Origin of the sequence: Pseudomonas sp. YuFO20 (genome assembly GCF_035064975.1) — a bacterium.
GTDB classification, from domain to species: Bacteria; Pseudomonadota; Gammaproteobacteria; order Pseudomonadales; family Pseudomonadaceae; genus Aquipseudomonas; species Aquipseudomonas putida_AE.
Genome location: NZ_JAXDEO010000006.1, coordinates 46721 through 68582 on the forward strand (window position 1 = coordinate 46721; position 21862 = coordinate 68582).

General features: G+C 58.8%; 31 protein-coding genes. 12 read left to right on the plus strand and 19 right to left on the minus strand.

Annotated elements, in window-relative coordinates; genetic code table 11:
- Positions 1-14: 14 nt before the first annotated feature.
- The 7 genes from SOP85_RS05020 to SOP85_RS05050 form a co-directional block, all read right to left on the minus strand.
- On the minus strand, positions 15-983 hold the full coding sequence (locus tag SOP85_RS05020) for a major capsid protein (RefSeq protein ID WP_078825126.1): 969 nt from the start codon (positions 981-983) through the stop codon (positions 15-17).
- Between the two features lie 11 nt (positions 984-994).
- Positions 995-1705, minus strand: coding sequence for a hypothetical protein (locus SOP85_RS05025; RefSeq protein WP_323626264.1), 711 nt, complete (start codon positions 1703-1705; stop codon positions 995-997).
- A 119-nt stretch (positions 1706-1824) separates the two neighbouring features.
- On the minus strand, positions 1825-2055 hold the full coding sequence (locus SOP85_RS05030) for an Acb2/Tad1 domain-containing protein (protein WP_323626266.1): 231 nt from the start codon (positions 2053-2055) through the stop codon (positions 1825-1827).
- A 16-nt stretch (positions 2056-2071) separates the two neighbouring features.
- A complete protein-coding gene (locus tag SOP85_RS05035) occupies positions 2072-3142 on the minus strand; it encodes a minor capsid protein (protein ID WP_323626267.1) in 1071 nt (356 codons plus the stop codon).
- A complete protein-coding gene (locus SOP85_RS05040; protein WP_323626268.1) occupies positions 3142-4569 on the minus strand; it encodes a DUF4055 domain-containing protein in 1428 nt (475 codons plus the stop codon). Before SOP85_RS05040 ends, SOP85_RS05035 begins: the two co-directional genes overlap by 1 nt.
- Positions 4569-6056: a terminase gene (locus SOP85_RS05045; protein WP_323626270.1), complete on the minus strand. Its 1488-nt coding sequence runs from the start codon at positions 6054-6056 to the stop codon at positions 4569-4571. Before SOP85_RS05045 ends, SOP85_RS05040 begins: the two co-directional genes overlap by 1 nt.
- Position 6057: 1 nt before the next feature.
- Positions 6058-6666, minus strand: a complete 609-nt coding sequence (locus SOP85_RS05050; protein ID WP_323626272.1) for a hypothetical protein — start codon at positions 6664-6666, stop codon at positions 6058-6060.
- A 76-nt stretch (positions 6667-6742) separates the two neighbouring features.
- Between SOP85_RS05050 and SOP85_RS05055 the strand changes: the two genes are divergently transcribed.
- Positions 6743-6949: a hypothetical protein gene (locus SOP85_RS05055; protein WP_323626273.1), complete on the plus strand. Its 207-nt coding sequence runs from the start codon at positions 6743-6745 to the stop codon at positions 6947-6949.
- Between the two features lie 61 nt (positions 6950-7010).
- On the plus strand, positions 7011-7403 hold the full coding sequence (locus SOP85_RS05060; RefSeq protein WP_323626274.1) for a hypothetical protein: 393 nt from the start codon (positions 7011-7013) through the stop codon (positions 7401-7403).
- Positions 7404-7444: 41 nt separating this feature from the next.
- On the opposite strand, the gene SOP85_RS05065 is transcribed toward SOP85_RS05060, so the two are convergent.
- The 11 genes from SOP85_RS05065 to SOP85_RS05115 form a co-directional block, all read right to left on the minus strand.
- Positions 7445-7639, minus strand: a complete 195-nt coding sequence (locus SOP85_RS05065) for a DUF7940 domain-containing protein (RefSeq protein WP_323626275.1) — start codon at positions 7637-7639, stop codon at positions 7445-7447.
- Positions 7640-7649: 10 nt separating this feature from the next.
- Positions 7650-8054, minus strand: a complete 405-nt coding sequence (locus tag SOP85_RS05070; protein WP_323626276.1) for a hypothetical protein — start codon at positions 8052-8054, stop codon at positions 7650-7652.
- 475 nt (positions 8055-8529) lie between these two features.
- On the minus strand, positions 8530-9111 hold the full coding sequence (locus SOP85_RS05075; protein WP_323626278.1) for a hypothetical protein: 582 nt from the start codon (positions 9109-9111) through the stop codon (positions 8530-8532).
- Positions 9108-9689: a recombination protein NinG gene (locus SOP85_RS05080; protein ID WP_323626279.1), complete on the minus strand. Its 582-nt coding sequence runs from the start codon at positions 9687-9689 to the stop codon at positions 9108-9110. Before SOP85_RS05080 ends, SOP85_RS05075 begins: the two co-directional genes overlap by 4 nt.
- Complete coding sequence (locus SOP85_RS05085; protein WP_323626280.1) at positions 9686-10156, minus strand: hypothetical protein; 471 nt, start codon at positions 10154-10156, stop codon at positions 9686-9688. The genes SOP85_RS05080 and SOP85_RS05085 overlap by 4 nt, the downstream gene beginning before the upstream one ends.
- Positions 10156-10950, minus strand: coding sequence for an ATP-binding protein (locus SOP85_RS05090; protein ID WP_323626281.1), 795 nt, complete (start codon positions 10948-10950; stop codon positions 10156-10158). The genes SOP85_RS05085 and SOP85_RS05090 overlap by 1 nt, the downstream gene beginning before the upstream one ends.
- The gene (locus SOP85_RS05095) at positions 10940-11746 is read right to left on the minus strand and encodes a phage replication protein (protein WP_323626282.1); all 807 of its coding nucleotides are present in this window, start codon (positions 11744-11746) and stop codon (positions 10940-10942) included. The genes SOP85_RS05090 and SOP85_RS05095 overlap by 11 nt, the downstream gene beginning before the upstream one ends.
- The gene (locus SOP85_RS05100; protein WP_323626284.1) at positions 11746-12525 is read right to left on the minus strand and encodes a GIY-YIG nuclease family protein; all 780 of its coding nucleotides are present in this window, start codon (positions 12523-12525) and stop codon (positions 11746-11748) included. Before SOP85_RS05100 ends, SOP85_RS05095 begins: the two co-directional genes overlap by 1 nt.
- Before the next feature lie 355 nt (positions 12526-12880).
- Positions 12881-13087: a hypothetical protein gene (locus SOP85_RS05105; RefSeq protein ID WP_323626285.1), complete on the minus strand. Its 207-nt coding sequence runs from the start codon at positions 13085-13087 to the stop codon at positions 12881-12883.
- 269 nt (positions 13088-13356) lie between these two features.
- Positions 13357-13545: a hypothetical protein gene (locus SOP85_RS05110; RefSeq protein WP_168757765.1), complete on the minus strand. Its 189-nt coding sequence runs from the start codon at positions 13543-13545 to the stop codon at positions 13357-13359.
- A 29-nt stretch (positions 13546-13574) separates the two neighbouring features.
- Entirely contained in the window at positions 13575-13814 is a 240-nt protein-coding gene (locus SOP85_RS05115) for a hypothetical protein (RefSeq protein WP_323626286.1), read from the minus strand.
- 84 nt (positions 13815-13898) lie between these two features.
- Between SOP85_RS05115 and SOP85_RS05120 the strand changes: the two genes are divergently transcribed.
- On the plus strand, positions 13899-14765 hold the full coding sequence (locus tag SOP85_RS05120; protein ID WP_323626350.1) for a LexA family transcriptional regulator: 867 nt from the start codon (positions 13899-13901) through the stop codon (positions 14763-14765).
- A 587-nt stretch (positions 14766-15352) separates the two neighbouring features.
- On the plus strand, positions 15353-15784 hold the full coding sequence (locus tag SOP85_RS05125) for a helix-turn-helix domain-containing protein (protein WP_223535342.1): 432 nt from the start codon (positions 15353-15355) through the stop codon (positions 15782-15784).
- Between the two features lie 99 nt (positions 15785-15883).
- Here the strand turns inward: SOP85_RS05125 and SOP85_RS05130 are convergent, their stop codons facing one another.
- A complete protein-coding gene (locus tag SOP85_RS05130; RefSeq protein WP_323626287.1) occupies positions 15884-16195 on the minus strand; it encodes a DUF1654 domain-containing protein in 312 nt (103 codons plus the stop codon).
- A 565-nt stretch (positions 16196-16760) separates the two neighbouring features.
- On the opposite strand from SOP85_RS05130, the gene SOP85_RS05135 reads away from it, so the two are divergent.
- The 8 genes from SOP85_RS05135 (at position 16761) to SOP85_RS05170 (ending at position 21862) form a co-directional block, all read left to right on the plus strand.
- Entirely contained in the window at positions 16761-17063 is a 303-nt protein-coding gene (locus SOP85_RS05135; protein ID WP_323626288.1) for a hypothetical protein, read from the plus strand.
- A 60-nt stretch (positions 17064-17123) separates the two neighbouring features.
- A complete protein-coding gene (locus tag SOP85_RS05140; protein WP_323626289.1) occupies positions 17124-17798 on the plus strand; it encodes a polysaccharide lyase family 7 protein in 675 nt (224 codons plus the stop codon).
- A 318-nt stretch (positions 17799-18116) separates the two neighbouring features.
- Entirely contained in the window at positions 18117-18539 is a 423-nt protein-coding gene (locus SOP85_RS05145) for a hypothetical protein (protein ID WP_323626290.1), read from the plus strand.
- On the plus strand, positions 18536-18727 hold the full coding sequence (locus SOP85_RS05150; protein WP_323626291.1) for a hypothetical protein: 192 nt from the start codon (positions 18536-18538) through the stop codon (positions 18725-18727). The genes SOP85_RS05145 and SOP85_RS05150 overlap by 4 nt, the downstream gene beginning before the upstream one ends.
- The gene (locus SOP85_RS05155; protein WP_323626292.1) at positions 18724-18918 is read left to right on the plus strand and encodes a hypothetical protein; all 195 of its coding nucleotides are present in this window, start codon (positions 18724-18726) and stop codon (positions 18916-18918) included. Before SOP85_RS05150 ends, SOP85_RS05155 begins: the two co-directional genes overlap by 4 nt.
- A 168-nt stretch (positions 18919-19086) precedes the next feature.
- Positions 19087-19893 (plus strand): phage recombination protein Bet, encoded by an 807-nt coding sequence (bet, locus tag SOP85_RS05160; RefSeq protein ID WP_323626352.1) that lies wholly within the window; start codon positions 19087-19089, stop codon positions 19891-19893.
- Positions 19890-21524 carry a YqaJ viral recombinase family protein gene (locus SOP85_RS05165; protein WP_323626293.1) on the plus strand — a complete coding sequence of 545 codons (1635 nt, stop codon included), beginning with the start codon at positions 19890-19892 and terminating at the stop codon, positions 21522-21524. Before bet ends, SOP85_RS05165 begins: the two co-directional genes overlap by 4 nt.
- A complete protein-coding gene (locus tag SOP85_RS05170; protein ID WP_323626295.1) occupies positions 21521-21862 on the plus strand; it encodes a hypothetical protein in 342 nt (113 codons plus the stop codon). Before SOP85_RS05165 ends, SOP85_RS05170 begins: the two co-directional genes overlap by 4 nt.

A 21862-nucleotide genomic window follows, 5' to 3' on the forward strand; every position in this document is an offset into this window, starting at 1 on the left:
CTCAGATATCAGGGTTACTTGGAGGCATCACCGATCAGAGCAACACCAGCGGTGTGCTTGATGCTGGTAGCGGTCTTGTCCCAGTTGGTGCCGGTCGCCAGCTCTGCGTCGGTTGGCGACTTGCCGCCGGTAGTGGTATCCCAGGTGTAGCCCTTGAGGCCCAGGCCGAAGGTATAGTCGGTTTGGAGCGTGGTTTCGATACGCTCCTTACCATTGGTGGTCTGGACGTTGCTGATGATGTCGCGGCCGTCGTGGACCAGGGCAGCGCCCTGCACCAGGGACAGGATAATTTCCTTGTTTGGGGTGCCGGCCTGCATCAGCGCCGGGGCATCCGTCACAACGGAGATCTTGCCGAGGATGTCCACCACGCGGACGTTGCCTGCCTGGAACAGCTGCTGCTGATTCGCCAGGTTCTGGCCGACCAACTTGTGGTAGCTGGTGCCCTGCATCACCTGAGTAACCAGGTTCTGGCTCGCGTCGCCGAACTTCGCGTGAGCGTTGTTCAGGCCGGCGTAGGTGATGCCTGCGGTAGCCGACACATCGTTGACCGCCGCGGCTTGGGCGGTGATTGCAGCAACCAAGGCAGCGATCGCAGTGTTCAGCTGATCCTTCAGCAGGATTTCAGCGAACGCACGGCTAGCTACTTCGATGCCTTGCGCGGTAGGGCGCTCCAGCCAGGTCATTTGCGACGGCTCGTAACGGATCGGACCGAAGCCGCCGGCGACTTTCACCGAGGTGTTTTTCAGTTCGGTCAGGTCGGTGGCGGCCACAGTGGCGTTTGCACTGTAGCGATCCACGCGGCGCTGGGCTGCCGCCAGGGTCTGAAAGAACGACTCTTGGAGGAAGTCGCCGGTAAAGCCGTCCGGAGACAGCACGATTGCGCCGCGGCTGGCAGCGTTGAAAGCGGCCAGATACTGGTCCAGCGTCTCAAGAGTCGCCGGCATGATGTATTCGTTGAAAACCTGCATTTGCGACAGGGACATGAGTTATTTCCTTACGATTGTGGGAGATCAGGGAACCGGCTCGCGATTGCGGCCTGCCGCTCCTCTTTGGTGCCGCCGATTTTTCCTTTTGCGGCCCCGCCGCCATTCCCAGCACCCGCAGCCCCGCCACCAGATGCCTTGCTACCCGCGATCAACGGCGCGAAGGCCGCGTTGTTTGCGAATTCAGCTTTCAGTTCGTCCAGCGTTGACGCTGAGAGCTTGCCCTGCTTGTCGAGTACGACAACAACAGGCTTCCCGTCGCGCTGCTCGACGCTCAGACGGCGCTCGATGTGCGGCAACAGGGCTTCTGCACTGCCTGGGATTGCCAGGGCAGACGCGATGTCAGTAGCGGTACGGCCGACAGTCAGATCACGGATCTGCCCGCTCAAGCTGCCACGCTCCTGCTCCAGCATGCCGTTCAGCTCGGCTTCGCGGCGGTTGTATTTTTCCAACCAGGACTTTTCGAGCTCTTCGACGTTACCGGACTTGCGGGCCGCCTCTTCGCGCTCTGCGCGGGCTGCTTCCTCAGCTTCGCGACGGGCCTTCTCGGCCGCTTTCTTCTCGCTCAGCAGTTCCTCGACCTTCGACTTCAGGCCGCTCACGTCCTCGGGTTGCGGCAAGCCTTCGATGCCTAGCACGAATTTGCCGTCCTTCTCGACGTACAGCGCTTTTACGGAATCGTCGACGCCTTCGAGGGTGTCCAGTTGGAATTTCAAGGTCATTGCTGTCTCCCAGAGACTTTGGTGCAGGCCCAGCCCGCAGATGTGAAAAACCCCGCACTTGGCGGGGCTTGGTGATTTGTCGCGACACGTTTTTGCGTATCAGCGTTTTGTGTCGCGATTCAGGCGAACGGATCGGCCGGCTTGGCGATCGAGCGCACAAACCACATGAACCCCTGCTGCAGATTGGTCTTGGCCAAGGCCAGCACTCGTGGATCAACGCCTTCAATCTGGCCGATCTGCTTGAACAGTTCGCCTGCATCAGCCTCCAGCGCCTTGATGGAGTTCATGCCGTCGATCTCGGACTGGGTCAGGTCGCGGTAACCGGTGATCTTCTTGTGCTGGTTGTCCATATCTTGCCTCGTAGGGTTACAGTCCGGCGCGCTTGAACATTTCCGGCTCAAGTTCGCGCATACGGTCCAGGGTGATCGGCTTGAAGTTCTTGCCCAGCTGCAGGGCGGCGAACCTGTCAGCGTCGAGGCCGCCATTCATCAGCAGCTTGGCGCGGTTCGGGCCGATGGCCAGTTCGATGAAACTCATCGGCTGGGTCTTCAGCCAGGCGTAATACGTGAGGCTCGCCGGCACCTGGCCGTTGACGCTCGCCCGGGTCGCGCCTTTGCTGAACATCTGGCTGAACTTGGTCAGCAGGATGAAGCTGGTGCGGCAGTTCGGGTGGAACGGTGGCCGGGGGCCTGAGTCGACCGGGTAGACCTGATGGTCGATTGACCGGCAGAACGGCGTTGTCTTGCTGTCGAGGGTGGCGATCAGCTGCACCCCGGTCACGAAGTCGTCGTTTGCCTTGGCGACCTCACTGCGCGCTTGGCTGGCGACATGCTGCACCGACGTGCGCACCACCGTTGCGGCGTTGCGTTCGGTCGTAGCCAGAATGCCGTCGGAGTAGGCCAGCGCCTTGGTGCCCCGGATCTGCCGGACTATCTCGGAGTTGGTCTGCCCTTCGAACCAGCCCTGCCGGACCGACCCGCTGATTTTCTCGACCTCGGCTGCCGACCAGTCCTTGATGAACGACTCGAGCAGCTTGCCGCCGCCATTACCCTTGATGCTGAGCGGGTTCTTGAAGGCTGCTGTCCTGAGTGTTTGGAGCGCTGGCACGGCTGCATCGAGGCTGATACCGACTGGCAGCGTGTTGGTCAGCAGCTTGGCTTCGAAGCTGGCCTGCGACTGCGCAATGTCCATCAAGTCGAGCTGCAGCTGATCGGTGTAACGGCCGAGAATGTCAGCCAGGACCGTGTCGACTTCCTTCAGCAGCTTGTCCAGGCGCGCCCGGGTGAAGTCGGTCAGTTCGTCGCCGCTCAACCTCTCCCGGATGCTCTGGTCGATCTGCACCAGGAAGGGACCGAATTTCTTCACTTCCCCTGACTTCAGCCGCTCGAGCATGACCATGTTGCGGATGCTGCTGTCGAGCTGCTCGAAGGTCGTCATCAGTCACCGCCAAGGGCCAGGCCCGCCGGGCTGGACTCCAGTTCGCCCCGGATTTCTTCGTCGGTTTTCTCGGCGTCGATCACACCGCGATCACGCAGGTATTGCCAGAAGTCCGACTCGGGCACGCGACCGGCCTGCACGGCATTGAACAGAGCGGACATGATCGCTGCGTCCAGGCTGACCTGGGTGAAGTCCTGATTGATCTTGTAGGCGGTCTCGCCTGGGGCGTTCGAAAACTCAGCCATCCAGACCAGACACTGGGTGTAGGCCTCGCTGACGTTGCTCACGATCAGCGACAGGACGCTGTGCTCGGCGGCGCTGTCGTTGTCGGCCTGGGTGGCGGTCTTCACCGCGCTGCCGCGCTCGATCAGTCGGGCGCCAAGAGAAACCATGTCCTCTTTCTTGGCGTCCATAGCCTCTTTGACAAGGGTGTTAGGCTCAGGCTGGGCAAATCCGCAAGATCCATCCTTTGGCAGCGTTAGCGGCGCACGGGAGCCGACATAGATGCCGTTCGCCTCCAGGTGATCGCGCCACGCCTCATCAAGGCCGGAAATCCAGAACTGCGGCTGCCCGGCAAAGTAGGCCGAATCCTCGTAGTCCGCGCTGTTGCGGTAATGCCCGATATTGACCTCGGCCATGTCGTACAGCGGAGCATCGTCGATGCTAGTGTCGTTGTTCTCGCTGCCGAGGAACTGGAACGGGATAAGCCACCACGGCTGGCCGGAACCATTCAGGGGCGAGAAGGCTGGAGTGACCATCAAGGTGGCGCTGGGGCCCTCTTGCCACACTTCCTGCGTGTAGGTTCCGGCATCGTCCAGGCGCAGCACTCGATATTGCACGACCTTTTCACTGCCGAATCCGTCATCGGTGTCAATGTCCACGTCTTCGCGCAGAACAATCAGACTCAGCAGGTGCTGGGCGCCGACCTTGCGGGTCTTCCAGTTCCTGATGGCTTCGGCCGGGTAGCTGGCAATGTTCGCCCGAGCACGACCGGATTGTTCGTCTGCCTTGCTCACAGTGCCCGACTTCACGGAGGCATAGTCCACCAGCAGCCCATGACGGCCGACTTCGAGCAGATGCCCGGTCACCGACTGCGACTGTTGATAAATACTTACGCCCTGGCCGTCGATGTCCTTGGCCACGTATTCGAGCGCGCCGGGAACGGTCAGCGTTGGCCAGGTGCGAAACGCCGCACCCACCAGACTGTGTTTCGTGCGCCCGGTGGCGTTATAGAACACGGCCCGCTTGAGATAATCCTCGTAGCGCGCGGTGTTGGCCGCGCTCTTGTCATCCGGGTTCGGCTTCGGCAGATACCGTTCCTTGCCGGCCTTGATCGCCTCTGACCCTTTGCACACGTCACGCACCAGGCGCCAGCGGTTCAGGGCCGCGTCGTATTCCGGGCGGGTAAAAGTGACGTCGTTGGCCATTATCGGGCGAATCCCATGCTGATTGATTTAACCGGCTTTCTCGCGCTCTTCGCGACGGCGAAGTAACGAAAGGCGTCAGAGCCGTGCGATGTCCAGTCGTGCAACGGGTTGTCTTTCCAGCAGCCGCGCTTGTCGTCCCATTCCTTGCGGTAGCCCTCAAGGCATGCGATCCCCTCTTCGCACTTGGCGCTATCGAAAACGCATTTGGGGAGGATCTCGCGCGCCTGCTCGATGCCGTCAGTGACGCCGAGCTTCGGCACGACCTGGAACGTCATGCTGTATTTCTGTCCGTCGATCTCGTAGCCCTCACGGGCCAGCTCGCGGCGGGTCTTGGCATCGCTGCCGAACTCGCGGTTGTCGATGTCGTGCGGCCCCCAGTGCTCGGAATAGGTGTAACCCCGATCCTTGAGCACCTTCATGTAGTGCCGCAGGCCTTCGCCCGAGTTCTCGTAGTAGTCGATGACGTGATACTCGTATCCGACCTGGCGCACGAACCAGATGGCCGTAGAGTCGCCGACGCCGATATCCCAGAAGGTCATCACCGGCTGGTGGCTGTTGTCCGGGACAGTGCCGATGCGCTGATTGAGGTAGAGCTTGGCGAACTGCTTGGCGTAGTAGGCGCCCTCTACCGACTGCTGGAAGGCCTCGGCAGGTATCGACGGGTATTCCCGCTTCATGTCGTCGCCGAGCGTCTTCTCCTTGGCTGCGTACCAGGCTCTCTGGCCGTCGTTCGTGACGATCCCGTGCTTGGCATGCAGTTCGTTGAAGTAATCGGTCAGGCGCTGCGGCACGACCGCGCCGACAGGGTCCAGCCAGTAGCCTTTGTTCTTCCACCAGGAGAAGAAAAAGAATTTCCAGTCCAGCAAGCCCAGGGGCGTGCCGCTCAGTTGCTGCTTCTCAGCACTCTGGGAGTAATCGTAGAAGTAGCCGGCTCGACCTTCAGCCGTCGACTCGATGGTGACGAAGCAATCTGTGGCCACCGCCTCGAAGGCACCGGTGACGATCTCCCGCGCCTTGTGGGGGAACTTGGCGCAGATCTTACCGAACTCGGACACATGCAGATAACGCAGTGTCCCGCCCCGGAAGGACGTGCTCACATACAGCGAGCCGCCTTTGCGAAACACCAGCTCGCCCGCAGCATCGTTGCTGGCCGGGTTGGCTGCGCGGATCTCGGCGGGCAGGTTGTCATAGGCATACTTGATCTTTTCCCGGAACAGGCGCTTGGCGTCCGTCAGGGTGTGGGCAATCAGGGCGCACTTGGCCGACTCGAACAGGGCGGCGTCCAGCTGGATGATGCACTGCTCGGTAGTGAAGCCGAGCTGTCGGGCCTTCAGGATGATGTTGCGGGTGTGCAGGCCGTCGTAATACTCAATCTGCTCGTCCGTCATCCGGAAGCGGACCTTCTTACCCTGCTTGTCGGTGATGCAGTACAGGTTGTTCAGGCGCCAACGCTTGTCCCTGAGCAGTTTCATGTGCTCGGGCTTCATGTCATGCGTCCTTTGAAAGTTCGTCCATCAGCTTGGAGAGCTCTTCTGCCTCGCTGCCTCCAGACTTGGCGTCAAGGTCATAAGCCTGGCGCTCAAGGGAAATGAGAGTTTTCAGCGTCTCCGCCATTTCCTTCATCGTTTTGGATCGGCCAGGCAGATCAATGATCTTTTGGTACAGGTCGTTACGCTTGTCCTGTCCATTGTCGTCTTCGGAGCGCATCAGCTCGCCCAGCTCTTCAAACAGGTGCCGGTTATCGGTCAGACCTTCCAGCTCATCCAGCAGCTTGTTGGTCAGTCGCCGGCCACGCGAGATGTCACCGCGGTGAGCCATGCGGATGCTAGCAATTACCTCGGCGTTGACCTCGATGATCTCCCGTTCGGTATCCGCTGTTTTGGTGGATACCTCAGTGGATACCGTGCGCTTGGATACCAGCGCGTCGGCCTTGGCTTTGATCTTTGCCTTGAGGTCTCGCTCCCACCTGTCACGCTTGGCGCGCTTGTTGATTGCGCCATGAGTAATGCCCTGGGCTGATGCGATCTCACGGATGGAAAGCAATCCGGCCCGGTAGGCTCGTTCGATCGCCTCCCAGTCGGGTTGCTTCGTCGTCATGAGGTATCTCGGAGGCTTGAAATAATGGCGAGTAGCCGGTATTGGTGGTGATTCAATCAACAGCATGGAGAGCAACATGTCAGAAACGATACTGAACGCCGTAACAGCCGCTGGTGAAAGTCGTGATTTGGACGCGTCAGAGAAACGGGCGCTTGCAGTTGCCGCCGCGCTTGAAGTAATTGCCGCGAAGGCCTCAGGTGCAGATGCCACAACCCTAAAAGTAGAGTTCGTCAATCTTTCTACATACGCTGACCAGATCCAGGCAGCATTGAAAGTGAAGTGATCCATCCGTGCCGCACTCACCTGCGGCACACCTCCCCCCCCACATCGAAAGGGACTTTCATATGGAGTTCAATCAACAAGAGGCTCAGGCGATTATTGCTGAGCTCAAAAGATGGCATGACGAAGCTTGGAGCCTGATTAACGATGCCAGTGACAAGTCAAGACTCTCTTCAAATAGCATCGACCATTTGAAGGCCCGATTGACCACCCTCAAAGAAGATATCAAGGGCGCTGCGAAGAACGAGACTCTATCTCGTCGTAAAACACCAAAGACCGACCTTGAGCAATGTTTCTTTGGTCCAGCAGTTAGGAGCACATCCGCGAATTTCAGAATGCGCACCGATACAAGCCCGCATAGCCAGGCGTGGGCAAGGGGATTGCATGAAGTGGAGTCTGAACTTTCCTATGTACTGCATAACCTACAGGCATTCGCCGAAAAGAGCTCTGAAGCTTAATTTCGTGCCACAGCTTGCTGTCTCACTAAGCGTGTCTTGACCTATTTGCTCAATTTCGGCTGAAGGATCACGCGGGCAACCATCACTAGGAAGCCCATCACGCCATAGGCCACCGGTGGCAGCACGGCCTGTAGTTGCGGCATCAGCTGCTCGGCAATGCCCAGGGCAGCAATGGCGCCGCCGGCCTGAACGCTTGTCATGCTCAGCGCTTGTTTCCAGTTGTCGATCAGTTGCATGGGTCACTCCTTACGGATTCTGTTGATGGGCGGCGTCGGCTACCGCTTTGCGAAGCTCGGCCAGGTCGCCGACGATTTCGGCCAGGTCGTTGTCGCGGCGCTTCTCTGCCCATTTGAACCAAGCGCGAACCAGCACCCACGCAGGAAGGCCACACACAAAGATGATTCCGCCAATGGCGATCATCCCGGCGTCGTCATTCACCCAGTGGGCAATGCCAAGCCAGCGGACTACGAAGGCGCCCCCGCAAATGCTCGACACCGACGTGCTGATCATGGCGACGGTGAACTCGCGCACGGTCTTGGGTAGCGTCATCGCCATAACGACGACAGCAGCCAGGACGGCAACGAAGCCAAACGCCCCCAGCTTGTACAGCGCGATACCGCCAGCGGCAGTGAGTGGGCCGGGCTCGGACATAGATTGATATCTCATGGCGCCTCGGTATCTCGGCGTTGTGATTGGTCCGGCGCTCCATGCTGTCCTCATCCGCTCGGAGCAAAGACGGGGGCATGGGTGCCAGATACGGGAAGACCCCTGCGAGTGCAGAGGCCTGAATGAGGGCCTATTGGGGCGAGACGAGCCGACGCTCAATGGCAAGGGGATAAACTGGAGACGCAAAAAACCCCGCTCGAGAGCAGGGCCTGGTAATGGGTGCAGATAGCCGGTGCTGAAGTCGTGCTAGGTCGCCTGGCAAATCAGCAGGGAACGGGCCTTTAAGCAGCGTTGCGACCTCTCCGCTTTACGCGCCGGCTCGCCCTATCCCTCTCATACCGAACATTCAACATCATCTGCATAAACTAAAAAGCCCAGCTGTTTAGCCGGGCTTTCGGAGCAAGTTGCCGCAGGCAAAATACTCAATATGGCGAAATGATGCCCTCAGCCGTGCGGGAAGTCAAGCTGCCTCTCTCATCTTGTAAATCACTCCCCCGATCGGGCTCAGCGCCTTCGCGTCGATGTCGTAGCAGGCGTCGAAGCAGAGCTGAACGAACGGTTCCCAGTCTCGCCCCCAGGCAGCGGATGGAAGCTTGATCCCGTACTCGGCATTAACCCAGGACCTGAACAGTTCAGGCTTGATCAGCGGGTCATCGTTGGCCGACTGGCCGCCCTGGTGCATGTAGCGGTAGCGACGGAACACCCCTTTGGCTACGTACTCGGCTCGCTCTCTCTTGTCGGCAGTCATGCGCGGCGCCCGGGTGCACGCCAGATTGAACACTGCCTCTTCCGCCTCTTCCCGGTCATCATCGGTTGGCTCGGCCGCATACATAGCATTGCCGAATGCGCGGAGCTGGTAGTGTAGGCGCGCGATCGCCGATTGAATCTGGCCAGCCAATGCGCCGTGCACTGCGTGATTCGCAGTCGGCCCGCGCTCGGTGCTCTGGACCACAACGCCCAGCACGGCGACGTCCGAGGTCTGGCCCGGGGCCGGGTTGTACGTGCAGTCATGCCATGCCTGGCGTGCAGAATTGATCTTCATGCTGCTGCTCCCTTCAACTCTTTGGTCAGGGCCCGGTACTCGGCCTTGATGGTCTTGATCTCGTCGACGGTGTACTTGCGGGCCGAATGAGGCCCTTCCAGCCACTCGACTTGTGCGTCGCCGATCAGCTGTAGGAGCGAAAGGCGGTAATTCACTAGGTTGCCGGACAGATGCGTATTGCAAGGGGCGCACTGCTTCCACACGTTGAGCGGCTCGAATCGCAGTTCGGGGTTCGCTCCCACAGAGCGGTAGTGCCCAGCGTGGTATTGGCCTTCGTGGTGGCGACCGCAACTCACACAAGGACGATCGGCGTCACGCAGGCGAATCCATTCGTTGAATGCGGCCTGGGCTTCGCGCAGGTGTTCCGCCCTGCTCTTCAGCTTCTCCTTGCGGACCTTGATCTCCCGGCGCTCGATCTGGGCCAGCGACTTGCGTGCCTTCTCCTGATTCACGTCCTTTATGGCCAGGCCGCACTTGGGGCTGCACACGGCCTGACCCAGGCGCTGCGGCGGGAAGCTGATGCCACAGGCCGTGTTCTTGCACTTCTTCGGTCGAGGCTGTTTGGCTGGAAGGCTCATGCAGCCACCTCGCCCAGCAGATCCGTGAACACCACGCCGCGCCCAGTGAAGTCGGCCACGATGCGATCCGTGTAGGCGATGCCCTGGGCGCGACTGAACAACCGTGTCACCGGGAAGCCGTCGGGGCCGAACAGCGAGCACCCTCCCATCATCTCGAGCTTTTGCCCGTAGCTCAGGTGACGCATGGTCTGGTACCAGGCCGCACGGAAGTCGTCTTCCTCGTTCAGCAGGATCTGGACCCCGAAATGCAGCTTGCAGTAGCGGCGCGCATCCTCGACGTCGCCGATCTGGGTCATCGCCGCGATGCGCTGGTACAGCGAGAACCACAGGGCGTTTTGATCCAGGGTGCGATCCTTGCCCGGGCGCAGCGACACAACGACGAACTTCTTGTCGCGGTACATTGCGGTCAGGCTGGTGATGGCCTCGGAAAGCTTGGCCTGGCTGTTTACACTGATCTTGGCGGCCATCAGAAAGCCTCCTTGCCGCGCTGCGATTCCCACTCAAACGGAACGACTATCACCCCACCCTCGCGCAGACGGTCGGCGCAGCGCTCACCAATGGCGGCCGGCAGCGCTTTCGCATCCAGGTTGGAAATGATCACCGTCGGGCGCATTTGCTCGTAGCGGCCGTTGATGATCGCGAACAGCGTCGTCAGCTCGAAGTCGCTCGGGGTTTCCTTGCTCACGCCGATTTCATCGAGGATGAGCAGCGACGGACTGATCAGCCCTGACAGGATCCAGCTCTCACTGCGGTCATTGGACTTGTCGTACGTGGCGCGAATGTCCTGCAGGACCGAGCCGATCGTGCGGTACACGGCCGTAGCGGCGGTCTTGCGCATGATCTCGTTGGCAATGGCCACGCCCAGGTGCGTCTTGCCGGTGCCGGGTTTGCCTAGCAGTAACAGGCAGCGGCCGGTCTGTGAGATCTCCGGAAACTTGTCCGCGTACTTGCGGCAGATTCGCAGCGCCTCCTGCTGACCGGCCGACTCCGCGACGTAACCATTCAGGGTCTTGGTTGTGAAGCGCTTCGGCACCAAGGCAGAACCCAGCTTGTAGACCAGTTCGTCGCGAGCCTGCTGCTTGACGCGAGCGGCCTCGGTTTCCTTGGCGATCTGCTGGCAGTCCGGGCAGGCGGTTTTGAACTCTTTGCCGAAGATCACGTTCACGGTCTGCGGGAACTGGCCGTGCTCTTCGCACACGCCGGTAGTTCGCCGTGGACCAGGCGCGGCCGTAGGCATGGTGATAACTTTTTCAGAACGCATAGGTTCCATCCTCCCGACGGGTCAGACCCGCGGTGTAGTCGCGATCAGCGAAGCCAGTGTGTCGGCTGGTTGGCAGGTGGTGCACGTTGCTCGGCATAGAGACTTCGTCCTCCCAGCGTTTGCCGTTTAGCCAGGTGGAGGGATGGGGGATAAACTGGCCGCCATCCTTGGTCCATTCAGCGCACACCACCTGCTTGGCGAGGCCTTGGGCGATCAGAGTGAACAGGTCGTCAGTGACCTTGAGTTTCTTCCATACCTTCTCGGCGGCGGCCTTGCCCTTCTTGTTCGGGTACAGCTTCCAGAACTTTGGGAAAAGCTCGTCACTCGGCGAAGGCGGCAATGCCGGAGGCGTTGACGTGTTGAGGGGGTCAGGAATCAGGGATCCGGAATCAGGAATCAGAGAATCAGCCGGAGTGCACCCGAGAATGGCAGAAGTAGTTCTGCCAAAATCGGTAGTGATACAACCCATTGATGCGCAAGGGATAACTGACTCCGGCTCATTACGATGCGGGTTCTGATGTTTGTCGAAGTTCTCAACCTGGATGTACCGCTTTGCCTCAACGGTGTACCGAGTGATGAAGCTTTCCGAAGCCAAAAATCCCAATAGACCTTCAATGTCCACGCCATCGCGGTACGGAAACAGCTCTCCCTTGATGCGCAACGGTCGGTCTTCGAGACGGCCGGCTTTGTCAGCCAGCAGCCACAGGCCCTCAAATAACAACGTCGCCATCGGATCGGCGACACCGAGGATCTCGTTCTTGAACAGGGCTGGTTTGATGTTGCGTGCACGGGCCATTAGATGCCCTCCTCTAAACGGTAGGCATCTACAACGCTCTCGCCGGCACCAACAATCATCTCCAGAGCTTCACCAGGATTAGCGAAGACCGAGCCATAGATACCCGCAATTTGCGAGTCATCCATACCGTGGAGGGCAAGTGCGGCAAGTGTTTCGAAATTAGTCATTCCCCACGGGGCGGCCTGAAATAGCTGCCCGCCATAGAGGTCACCGATGTAAATGCTGTTGATGATTCGCGCATGGGAGATGCTTGTCGCCCAGCGGATCGGGTCCTCGACACTGGAGGATTTGACCTCGCCCCCGGGAGCGAAAGCCTTATTGATCGATTTGAACAGGCTGTCTTGCGCCTTGTCAGAGCGAGCCTTGGCGACAGCGAAAGAATCATCTGAGTCCCCTTGAAATTCGGCATTGATGATTGATTCAACTGACTCGAAGTCAACCCCCACGAACCACTCTCGACCGTGTACAGGCAGTGCAATGCTCATGCAGAAATCAATCAGCCTTTTCTCTGCCTTTTTTGGATTCACCAGCAGCCCGGATACGACAGATTTCATTACCGTCGCATTACGCATTGAGGAAATACCCGCGTGCGACCCAATCCTTGCTTGCGCGTTTCGTCCGCGGCCAACCTTCAGCCACCCATCGGAGAAAAGAACGGCATAAACACACGCACCGCTCCGCGTGCTGCTACTGCTTTTGTCACGCGACACGTTTTGCGATTGCATAAAACGTGTCGCGACATGGCCCTGGGGATTGCTGGTTTCTATTGAATGGTGCATGATTCGCTCCACAAGCGTTTGAAGAGAGCCGGGTCACTACCCCGGCTTTTTTTTGCCTACTGAAAACTTCAGTCCCCTTAGAGGGACCTTTTCTTTGGTCCCTAATAAGGGACTGAGCGCTTACCTTCGCGGCCCGAACTGGACGACGTTGTCACCCGCTGTCGACTTCCCTCTCCGCGAGAGAAACCGGCCGGCTTTGCGCAAGATCTGCGATGCCAGTTCATCGGTGCTTATCCCCATCTCCGAGGCCCAAAGCTCTAGGTCCTCGAAGTCGTTCTTCCTGAAATGCGCGACTTCAACCTCACGGATTGGCGTTGCATCGTTTGCTGCTGGCATCGGTCCTCCCATGACCTATTCAGGCCCTGAGCTTTTTTTCGCTAATAAACGGCAGGTAGCCGTGCTCTTTCTTGAATGCCAAGGCGGCGAGAATGATCTCGCGAGCCAGCACGCTGTGTTGCGCCTTGAGCTCATGGGCGTATCCCTTGAGCTCATGGAAGTCTTCGTCATCCAGACGAACCTTGACCTGGTGGTCGTGGCGGTGGGCTTTGTCGTCATAGGCCATCAGGTGTTCCCCTGCTTGCTTCTGTGATCGTGTGGTCTGGATGAGCTTTGTAGTTACGCTTCAGGGCCTGCTCAGTCCCTTCTTCGGAAAGGCTTTACTGCTCCCCGCGGATTTCGGGGTTTTGTCCGTTGAGCCAGCTCTCGACGCATCAACTCGGCGGCCAGTTCTTCGGGGGTTACCCCCCTCTTCTCTGCCTCACGCTCAAGCTGCTCCATCTCTCGCTGACCCAACTGGACCTGTTCGATAGGCATGGGGCCTCCTTTAGGCCTTCAAGCCACTTGGTGTTCGTCGGTATTCTCCGAAGCCAATGCAGCGAGCTGCGCTTCCAGAAGCTCGCGGCACAAAACCGCTCGCTGAGTTCGGTGGAATTTGGCCAGGGCCTGGATTAACTCGAACGTGTCCTCATCAACCCGGACCTTGATCTCTCGGTCATGTAGGTGCTTGGGATTGGCGTACATGCGGGTCTTGCTCCTTGCGATTGGAAAAGTTAGGCGGCGGCTTTTTTAGGGTGTGCTTCCGAGAGCAACCAAGATGGCTCGAACGGCTTCCCATTGGCGGCGGCTAAAGCGGCAATCCGCTCTGCATAGCGTGTCTCTCCGGTGTATTCGGTGCGCGGCAAACAGTCAGCGGTGAGCCACTTGTAAACGGCGCGAGGTGACTTTTCGCAGGCCAGTGCCACCACCGGCACTCCACCAGCGTCATCTATCGATTTCTTGAGCGGCCGCATAAGGCCTCCGGGGTAAATTATGAACTTACAGTACATATTATGTCGGAACTGAAAGTACATGCAAGCCCGTGCGTAAATGAACCCATGGTTCACATAGAAGAAATTCGCGCGGCTTTTGTGACGCGCCTTAAGAAGGCTTTATCCGCTCGCGGCATTGACCAGTGGGGCGCAGGCGCTCGGCTGGCCGAAATTGCCAAGGTCACGCCTAAAGCAACGAGCAAATGGCTGAACGGTGAGTCCATGCCAGGGCCTGCCAAGATGAGCGCTATTGCGGACGCGCTTGGGGTGAAGATCGAGTGGCTTCAGCACGGCTCGGGCGAAGAGCCCGGCTTGCCAAAACCCGTCAAAGATGAGGGCGGAGTCACTGGCGAACATCCCCTATCGGCAGCCGATGTAGTGCGGAACATGCTTGCCCACCATGGGAAAGGATTGACCGAGGATGCTCGGAGGCGATTGCTCGCAGTCGCTGAAGCCGATGGTGGCGGAGGCGTTCTTGAGGTCGACTACTACCGGCCTGGTGTCGTCGGTGACGAGGTATGGATCGCGCATTACGACGTCCGCGCCGCTATGGGTGGCGGACAGATCCCCCATGACTATCCGGAATTGCTCCAGGATGTGAGGGTCAGCCCGCAGCACCTTCGCGAGATGGGCGTCGAGTTCAAAGAGCATTTCCATCTCAAGATGGTGACCGGCTGGGGCCAATCGATGGCGCCGACCATCAAGCACCGCGATCCTCTTCTCGTCGACATCAGCATCCGTGAATTCGCGGGCGATGGGATCTACATGTTTTCTTGGGAAGGTCACCTCTACATCAAACGGCTTCAGTGGTTGGGTGACGAGCAGATCAACATGCTTTCTGACAACCCTCGGCATCCGCCTCAAACTATCAGGGCGGAAGACACCTACATCCAGGCACGCGTGCTGCTGGTATGGAATGCGCACCTGGTTTGATGCCGCACCATCGGAAGGTGGTCTCACGCCGCGTAAGTGTTAACTCGGTTAACTGTTCTCCGTAGAACTCTTGGATGATGGCGAGCCAGCTGGCACCTTAAGGCGCGGGATTTAGAGGATGCCCCAGGAGAGAGAATGCCCCGCTGGTCTGAGACTCTTTTGAAGCATCCAGTGTTATCAAGAACGAAGGGGTGGTAGCTAAAACATCCTGTTGACTATTTTTGGTTGCGGAATAGTATGGCGCGACCTATAAATCTTATAGGCTTATATGAGCACAAATCAGCCATTATGGTCGCGGCAGCAGCTTGAGGACCTGGTCCATGTGCTGGCGAAGGATTCGTCGAAGGTTATCTTCACGAATCACTGCATGCAGAGGCTTGTCCAGAGAGGCGTAACAATGGGCGAGGCGTTACGATGCTTGCAGAGAGGATCTATAGTGCGTGGCCCAAGCTACAGCCCAACGCATAAAAGCTTTGAGTTTCGGATGTGCGAACCGCCACCGCGAGATGTCGTATGTATGGTCGTCTCTGTAAAGCCGGTGGTTCAGCCAGGAGAGCTTTTTGCCATCACGGTTTGGGAGGTAAAAAATGTTTAACTACACAGGCAGCGGCCTTGACGGCATCTTCCTGAAAAACGGTTACAAGATCGTCGAGTCTTCCTATGGTCAGGGCGTGATCATCGAAGACATAGAGGGCCTGCACCGCGCAATTGCGATCGACATCATCAGGCAAAAGACCCCCATGACCGGAAACCAGTTCCGCTTCCTTCGAAAGGAGCAAGACCTGGTCCAAGAGGAGATGGCGGCCCTATTGCGAGTCGATGTCCAGACAATTGCAAACTGGGAAAAGAAAGGCAACGAAGCAATCCAGGGACCCGCCGACATCTCGATGCGCGCGTTCTACTCTGCATTCATCCACGCGAGCTTCGGCCCAGCGAAGGTTGAACCGTGCGCTAAGACGCATGAAAGAACCGTATTCCAGCTAAATGAGCATAAATGGACTGAGGCTATCGCAGCCTAAATTCTTCGAGAGCCCGGCCTAGCGCCGGGCTTTTCGCATTTGCCCTTTCTAACAGTTAAACCACAAGCCCACCCCGCCGAGCGGGATTTTTGTTACCCATTAGAAAGGTGCCGGCTCCTCTATTGGCTCAAACACCTCTGCCGGGCGGTCTTCCTCAGTACTGGCCTCCCATCTCAAGGTCACTGACTCATCGTCGTTGAACGTCATCTCTATGCCGTCCGTCTCGGATAGCAAGCCCATCACCTCCTCCCACTCCCTGTCTCCGTCCGTATCCAAACGATGGATCGTTACCCAACGCTGAACCTGCGCAACAGGGTGATTAATCATCGATGAGACGCGGAGGCCAAGTCTTTCAATTCCGCTCATCTCACGACGCTCAGCGGGTTTTTCCTGCTTCTTAGGCTTAGCCATTTCATCCCCCTTTTTGCTGTATATGCATCCAGTACCGTGCGAACTATAGCGAAGCCATTCATTGAGGTAAATCCGTAAAAAAGCATTCACGGTATTTTCACCGTTTGTGTACCTCTCGAAAAATTATGTACTTTTGGTACTTGACCGCTGTGAACCATTAGTACATATTCAACCCATCGCAACCGAGTCCCCCGAAAGGGACCGCCACTGCGAAGGGCCTCAAGCGGCCTGACCGCTCTTTAAAAACCTGACGTGACCAACGCGACGTACCCGAAAGGGTCGAGACAAGCTAAATCGTCGCCCATGCCAGCTCTGGAACTGGCCGGCCTCCCACATGGAGGACGCAAAGCAGCACAGCCACCCGTAACAGCATCGAACACGAAATGTGCGACGACGGGCAGAGGTGGGGATACCCGGCAGACGTGGTGCGAGATCGAACTAGGGCATTTTTGCCCTAGTTCAGCCAAGCCGACCGTGGCCAGTAACGGGGGAGCGAAACAACGGAATATTTCACTGATGCACCTGGATACCCGGGTGCATTGGGAAAACAACCGGAGGCAGCACCGTGAACAAAGAAGAGATCTACGACAGCCAGATCAGCCCGCTGATGCTGCAAATCATCGAAATCTGCAAGGCCCAAGGCATTGCGATGATGGCCAGCTTTGCCATTGGGCATGATGGTGAAGGCCCGAACGGTGAGGACTGCACTGGCTTGGTGTGCAACACCTTACTGCCTGATGGCGATGGCGAGCCCTACTCCGTGTTTATGCAAGCGAATGCCTTCATACAACGCCGAGGTCGACCCACGCCGATGATGATCACGACTGAACATGGTGACGGCTCCAAGACTATGACGGCGATTATTTAATTTCACTGGCTGGCCTTGGCGACAGGGCCAGACGGGAAATCAGGCAATAAGGAATCGACAATGACTGTGGACATCAGCAACTTCACCATCGCCACCCCGCTTCCAATTTCCGACACGAACCCTATCTCCCTCGACCTGATCGGTTGGCGAGCGCTGATCGAATGCCCCAGCGTCATCTCAATGCTTCCCGACGGATCGCTGCAGATGACAGCGCCCACCCTTGGCGCATCCAGTAAAAGCGTCCATCGAACTCGCTGCGAATGGAAAGAACCTGGTTACTGGCCATTTTCTAGTGCTGCTGACCATTGGTGTCGTCAGGAAATGCGGTTGACCAAGGTCAATTCGTTGCAGAAGGTCGTGATCGGCCAAATTCATGTGCAGGGTTCTGAACGCCCCCCGGTAAAGGTGTTCTGGAACAAAGGCAAAATCACCATGGGGTTCCGGTCGAGCTACCTACAAGACGATCCGGTCAACTCGACGGTATTGGAAAACGTGCCGCTCGGCGCACTCTTCAAGATCAACATTCACGCCAATTCGAGCGGCGCTGTATCGGTATCTGCCAGTTGCAACGGCGTCAAATCCGCTTCCGCAATCATGCGCCTCGACAACACCTGGGATACGAAGACTCTCGCTTTCCACGGCGGCGTCTACAACCAGATCGACTACTCCGAATCAACCGATCCTGAGGACGCTTCGATTTGCGTGATCAGTGATCTATCCATCACCCACGGGTAATACCAACCAGCGTCACGTCAGCCTGACGATAACTGCCCGAGCACCTGGTACTCCCCAGCACCAGGCCGCATCGGAGTGTGATCTGAATCCTGCCGCCAAGCAGCAAGCTTCCACGCAGCGAAGCCCGAGCGATGAACAGGGCTGATGCAGAGATTGGCACCTGCCAGATCACACCCCGATGCGGACGATTCTGCACCGCGCAACGCGGCCCACTGCATCGCTTATCTGAAAAGTGGATCGCGCCAAATGGCCCGCGGTCCATATGTTTAAAACGGATGGGCGGCCCTCGCCTACTCCACCTCGCCCCTGGAGGCGATCATGAACGCAACGCAGATTTCTCAGTTGAAGCAAGGTCGCCACCGGCCGCCTCCAGTGAGCGACAGCCCGGAGGATGCCGCCCGGGCTGAATGGCTGTACAACGCTGCCGAAGAGTTGCTGCGCTCCAGCAACGTCTCATTCCAGCGCCGCATGCGTGCGCCGCAGGGCGTGACAGCTGATCAGTTAGCTCTGGCGGTGGACGAGTACGTGAACAACCGGTTGGCTGACAGCGAGGTCGATACCCCGGCGCTCGGACGGCTGCTTATCGCTGCTGAGCGGGGCCAGGTCGACAAGACTTCCGCGTCAGAGCTGCTCGGCAACAGCGACCACCCGCTGGGCAAGCTGGGCGAGATTGCCGAAGTCCTGCTCGAGCCGCTCGCAGACGATGCACTGATCGCCCAGGCCGAGGACGCCGATCTGTGAGCCCCCACATCACCATCGACCAAGCGCTTGAAGCCCTGGAGCACCCCGGCAGCCGAGACATCGACGACAGCCTCGCCGACGGACTGCTTGTGAGGCTCTTCACCGCCGGCGAGATCACCGCCGAAGAATTCCACCACTACAGCGCTCGTCTGCTGAAGATCAGCCGCAAGCGCAAGGAGTTGTCATGAGCACAGCACCAGTAAAAACGGTCATCGATGAGCAGCTCGAAGGCATCGAGCGGCGCATCGCCATTCTCCGCTTCGGCCTGCCCTTCAATGAGGTGATCGGTCGCAAGCGCGAAGAACTGGTCGCCAACCTGCCGCAGCGCCTGGCTGCAACCATGAAGGGTGGACGGATCGCTGTGAGGGTTCGGCCTTGACCTCCTATCAACGCGCCAAGCGCCTTCACACCTGGCGCGGCTCAGCAATCGCCCTTCTGCTCTTCACTGCCTGGATGCTGGCAAGCGCCTACTCCGGCCAGATCACCCAATAACCACCACCTTCGAACGCTGCGAGCATCGCGGCAAGGATTCCCCATGTCCGCAGTAATGAAACAGGTCGACCACGCGCCGGCCATGTCTGAGGCAGCACTTGTCGAGGTCTTGAGTGGCAGCCTGTACCCGGGCGCCGCGCATAACTCGGTGGTAATGGTCTTGGCCTACTGCCAGGCCGCACACCTGGACCCAATGCTGAAGCCGGTCCACATCGTTCCGGTCTACCAGAAAGGCCGCGGGATGGTCGATGTGGTCATGCCCGGGATTGGCCTCTACCGCATTCAGGCGGCGCGCACCGGGCAATACGCCGGCATCAGCGACCCTGAGTTCGGGCCATCGATCACCACGAAGCTGGCAGGCGTTGAAGTCACCTATCCAGAATGGTGCCGGGTGACGGTAAAGCGCCAGATGTCGAACGGGCTTGTCGCCGAGTTCACCGCCAGCGAGCGCTGGCTGGAGAACTACGCAACCTCCGGCAAAGACACCATCGCACCGAACGCCATGTGGAAGCGCCGGGCCTTTGCCCAGCTCGCCAAGTGCGCCGAGGCCCAGGCCCTGCGCAAGGCGTTCCCCGAAGTCGGATCAGCCCCTACCGCCGACGAAATGGAAGGCAAGTCCTTCGAAGAGCCGGCGCGCGACGTAACCCCGCATCAGCAAAGGTCGGAACCGGATCCTGAAGCGCTGCCGGCCTACTCGGACGACCTGCTCGCCGAGAACCTGGTCAAGTGGCGGCCGCTGATTGATGCAAACCGCACCAGCCCCGAGCACCTGATCGCCACCATCAGCAGCAAGTACACGCTGACCGATGCGCAGAAAGAAAAGATCAACAACCTCAAAGCCCTCGATGGAGACGCAGCATGAAAATTCACAACGTAGCTCAAGGCTCCGCCGAGTGGCATGCCCTGCGCAGCCAGCATTTCACCGCCTCCGAAGCCCCGGCAATGATGGGCGCCTCGAAGTACCAGACCCGCACCGATCTGCTGACACTGAAGAAGACCGGCATTGCGCCGGAAGTCACGCAGTCGCAGCAGTACATCTTCGACAAAGGTCACGCCACGGAAGCGATGGCCAGACCGCTGGTTGAGGTGATGATCGGCGAAGAGCTGTACCCAGTCGTGGGCACCGAGGGCAACCTGCTCGCCTCGATGGACGGCGCGACGATGCTCGGCGAGACGCTGTTCGAGCACAAGCTCTGGAACGAATCATTGGCTGCCCAGGTGCGCACAGAAGACCTGGGCCCGCACTACTACTGGCAGCTTGAGCAGCAGCTGCTGGTGAGCGGCGCCGAGCGCGTGATCTTCGTTTGCTCCGACGGTACCGCCGAAAACTTCGTCAGCATGGAATATCGCCCGGTCGCCGGTCGCGCGGCTCAATTGATCGAAGGATGGAAACAGTTCGAGGCGGATCTCGCCGGCCACGAGGTGGCGGACGCCCCTTCTATCGTCGTCGGCAAGGCCCCGGACGAGCTGCCAGCGCTGCGCATTGAGCTGACTGGCATGGTTACCGCCAGCAACCTGAAGGTGTTTGAGGAGTCGGCTCTGGCTGTGATTGACTCGGTGAAAACCACGCTGACCACCGACCAGGATTTCGCGGACGCGAAAAAGGCCGTGAAGTGGTGTGGCGATGTCGAAGACGCCGTGACCGCGGCGAAGAAGCAGGCGCTGTCACAAACCCAGACCATCGACGAGCTCTTCTGCTCGCTGGACCGCATCAGCAAGCACGCCCGGGAAACACGCCTGAAGGTCGACAAGTTGGTGAAGGCTCAAGAGCTGCTGGTGAAGACCAACATCAAGCAGAAGGCCGAGCAGGCGCTGACTGATCACGTCACAGCGATCAATAAGACCCTGGGCAATGTGACCCTGCCGGCAGTGGCCGCAGACTTCGCGGGCGCCATGAAGAACAAGCGCACCATCGCCAGCCTGCAAGACGCCGTTGATACCGAGCTGGCCCGGGCGAAGATTGACGCGAGCCAGATGGCCGACGGCATTCGCCTGAACCTCGAAAGCCTGCGCACCCTTGCCGCCGACCATGCCTTCCTGTTCATCGATGCTCAGCAACTGGTGATGAAGGCGAATGACGACCTGGTCGCGCTGATCAAGGTTCGAATTGCTGAGCACCAGAAAGCCGAAGAACAGAAGGCTGAAACCCAGCGCGAGCAGATCCGCAAGGAGGAATTGCAAAAGATCGAGGATGCCAAGGCGAAGCAGGCTGTCGAGCCTGTCGCTGAGCCTGCGCCAGTTGTGACGCCTGCCCCGATCAAGTCCGCACCGGTGGCACAGTCGACACCCAAGTCGGCGACCGCGACAGCGCACCAGACGGTGAACCTTCAGGCCGAAGTATTCGACCTGCTCGACCTGGTCAAAGCCGTGGCCTATGGGCAGGCGCCTATCTCCTTGCTGACCGTCAACTGGGAAGCGCTCGATGCGATGGTCGCGGATCAGGGCCAAACCTTCAGCATGGCCGGCGTGAGGCTGGTCAAGGCGGCAGCATGAGGTGGGATGCCCACAAGGCCACCGAGCCAGCCATTGCCCAGGCCCTGCATCAGTTCGCTGATGCAGGGGTCTTCGCCGCATCAAAGGCGCTGCACCGCTCAACCCGTACGCTGAACCGCATCGCCATTGAGCATGGCGTCGAGTTCTCGACCAGCACCGCCAAGACGATGGAAGTGCGCCGCCAGAATAGGGCCTCAATGGTCACCCAGATCAAGGCCTTGGCCGGCAACCGGTCACAAGCGGAGATCTGCTCAGCCCTGGGCATCACCCGGGCCGTTCTGCGCGAGCTAGCCGAAATCCACAACATCAACATCAACAGTCGCTCGAAAGGTGCCTGA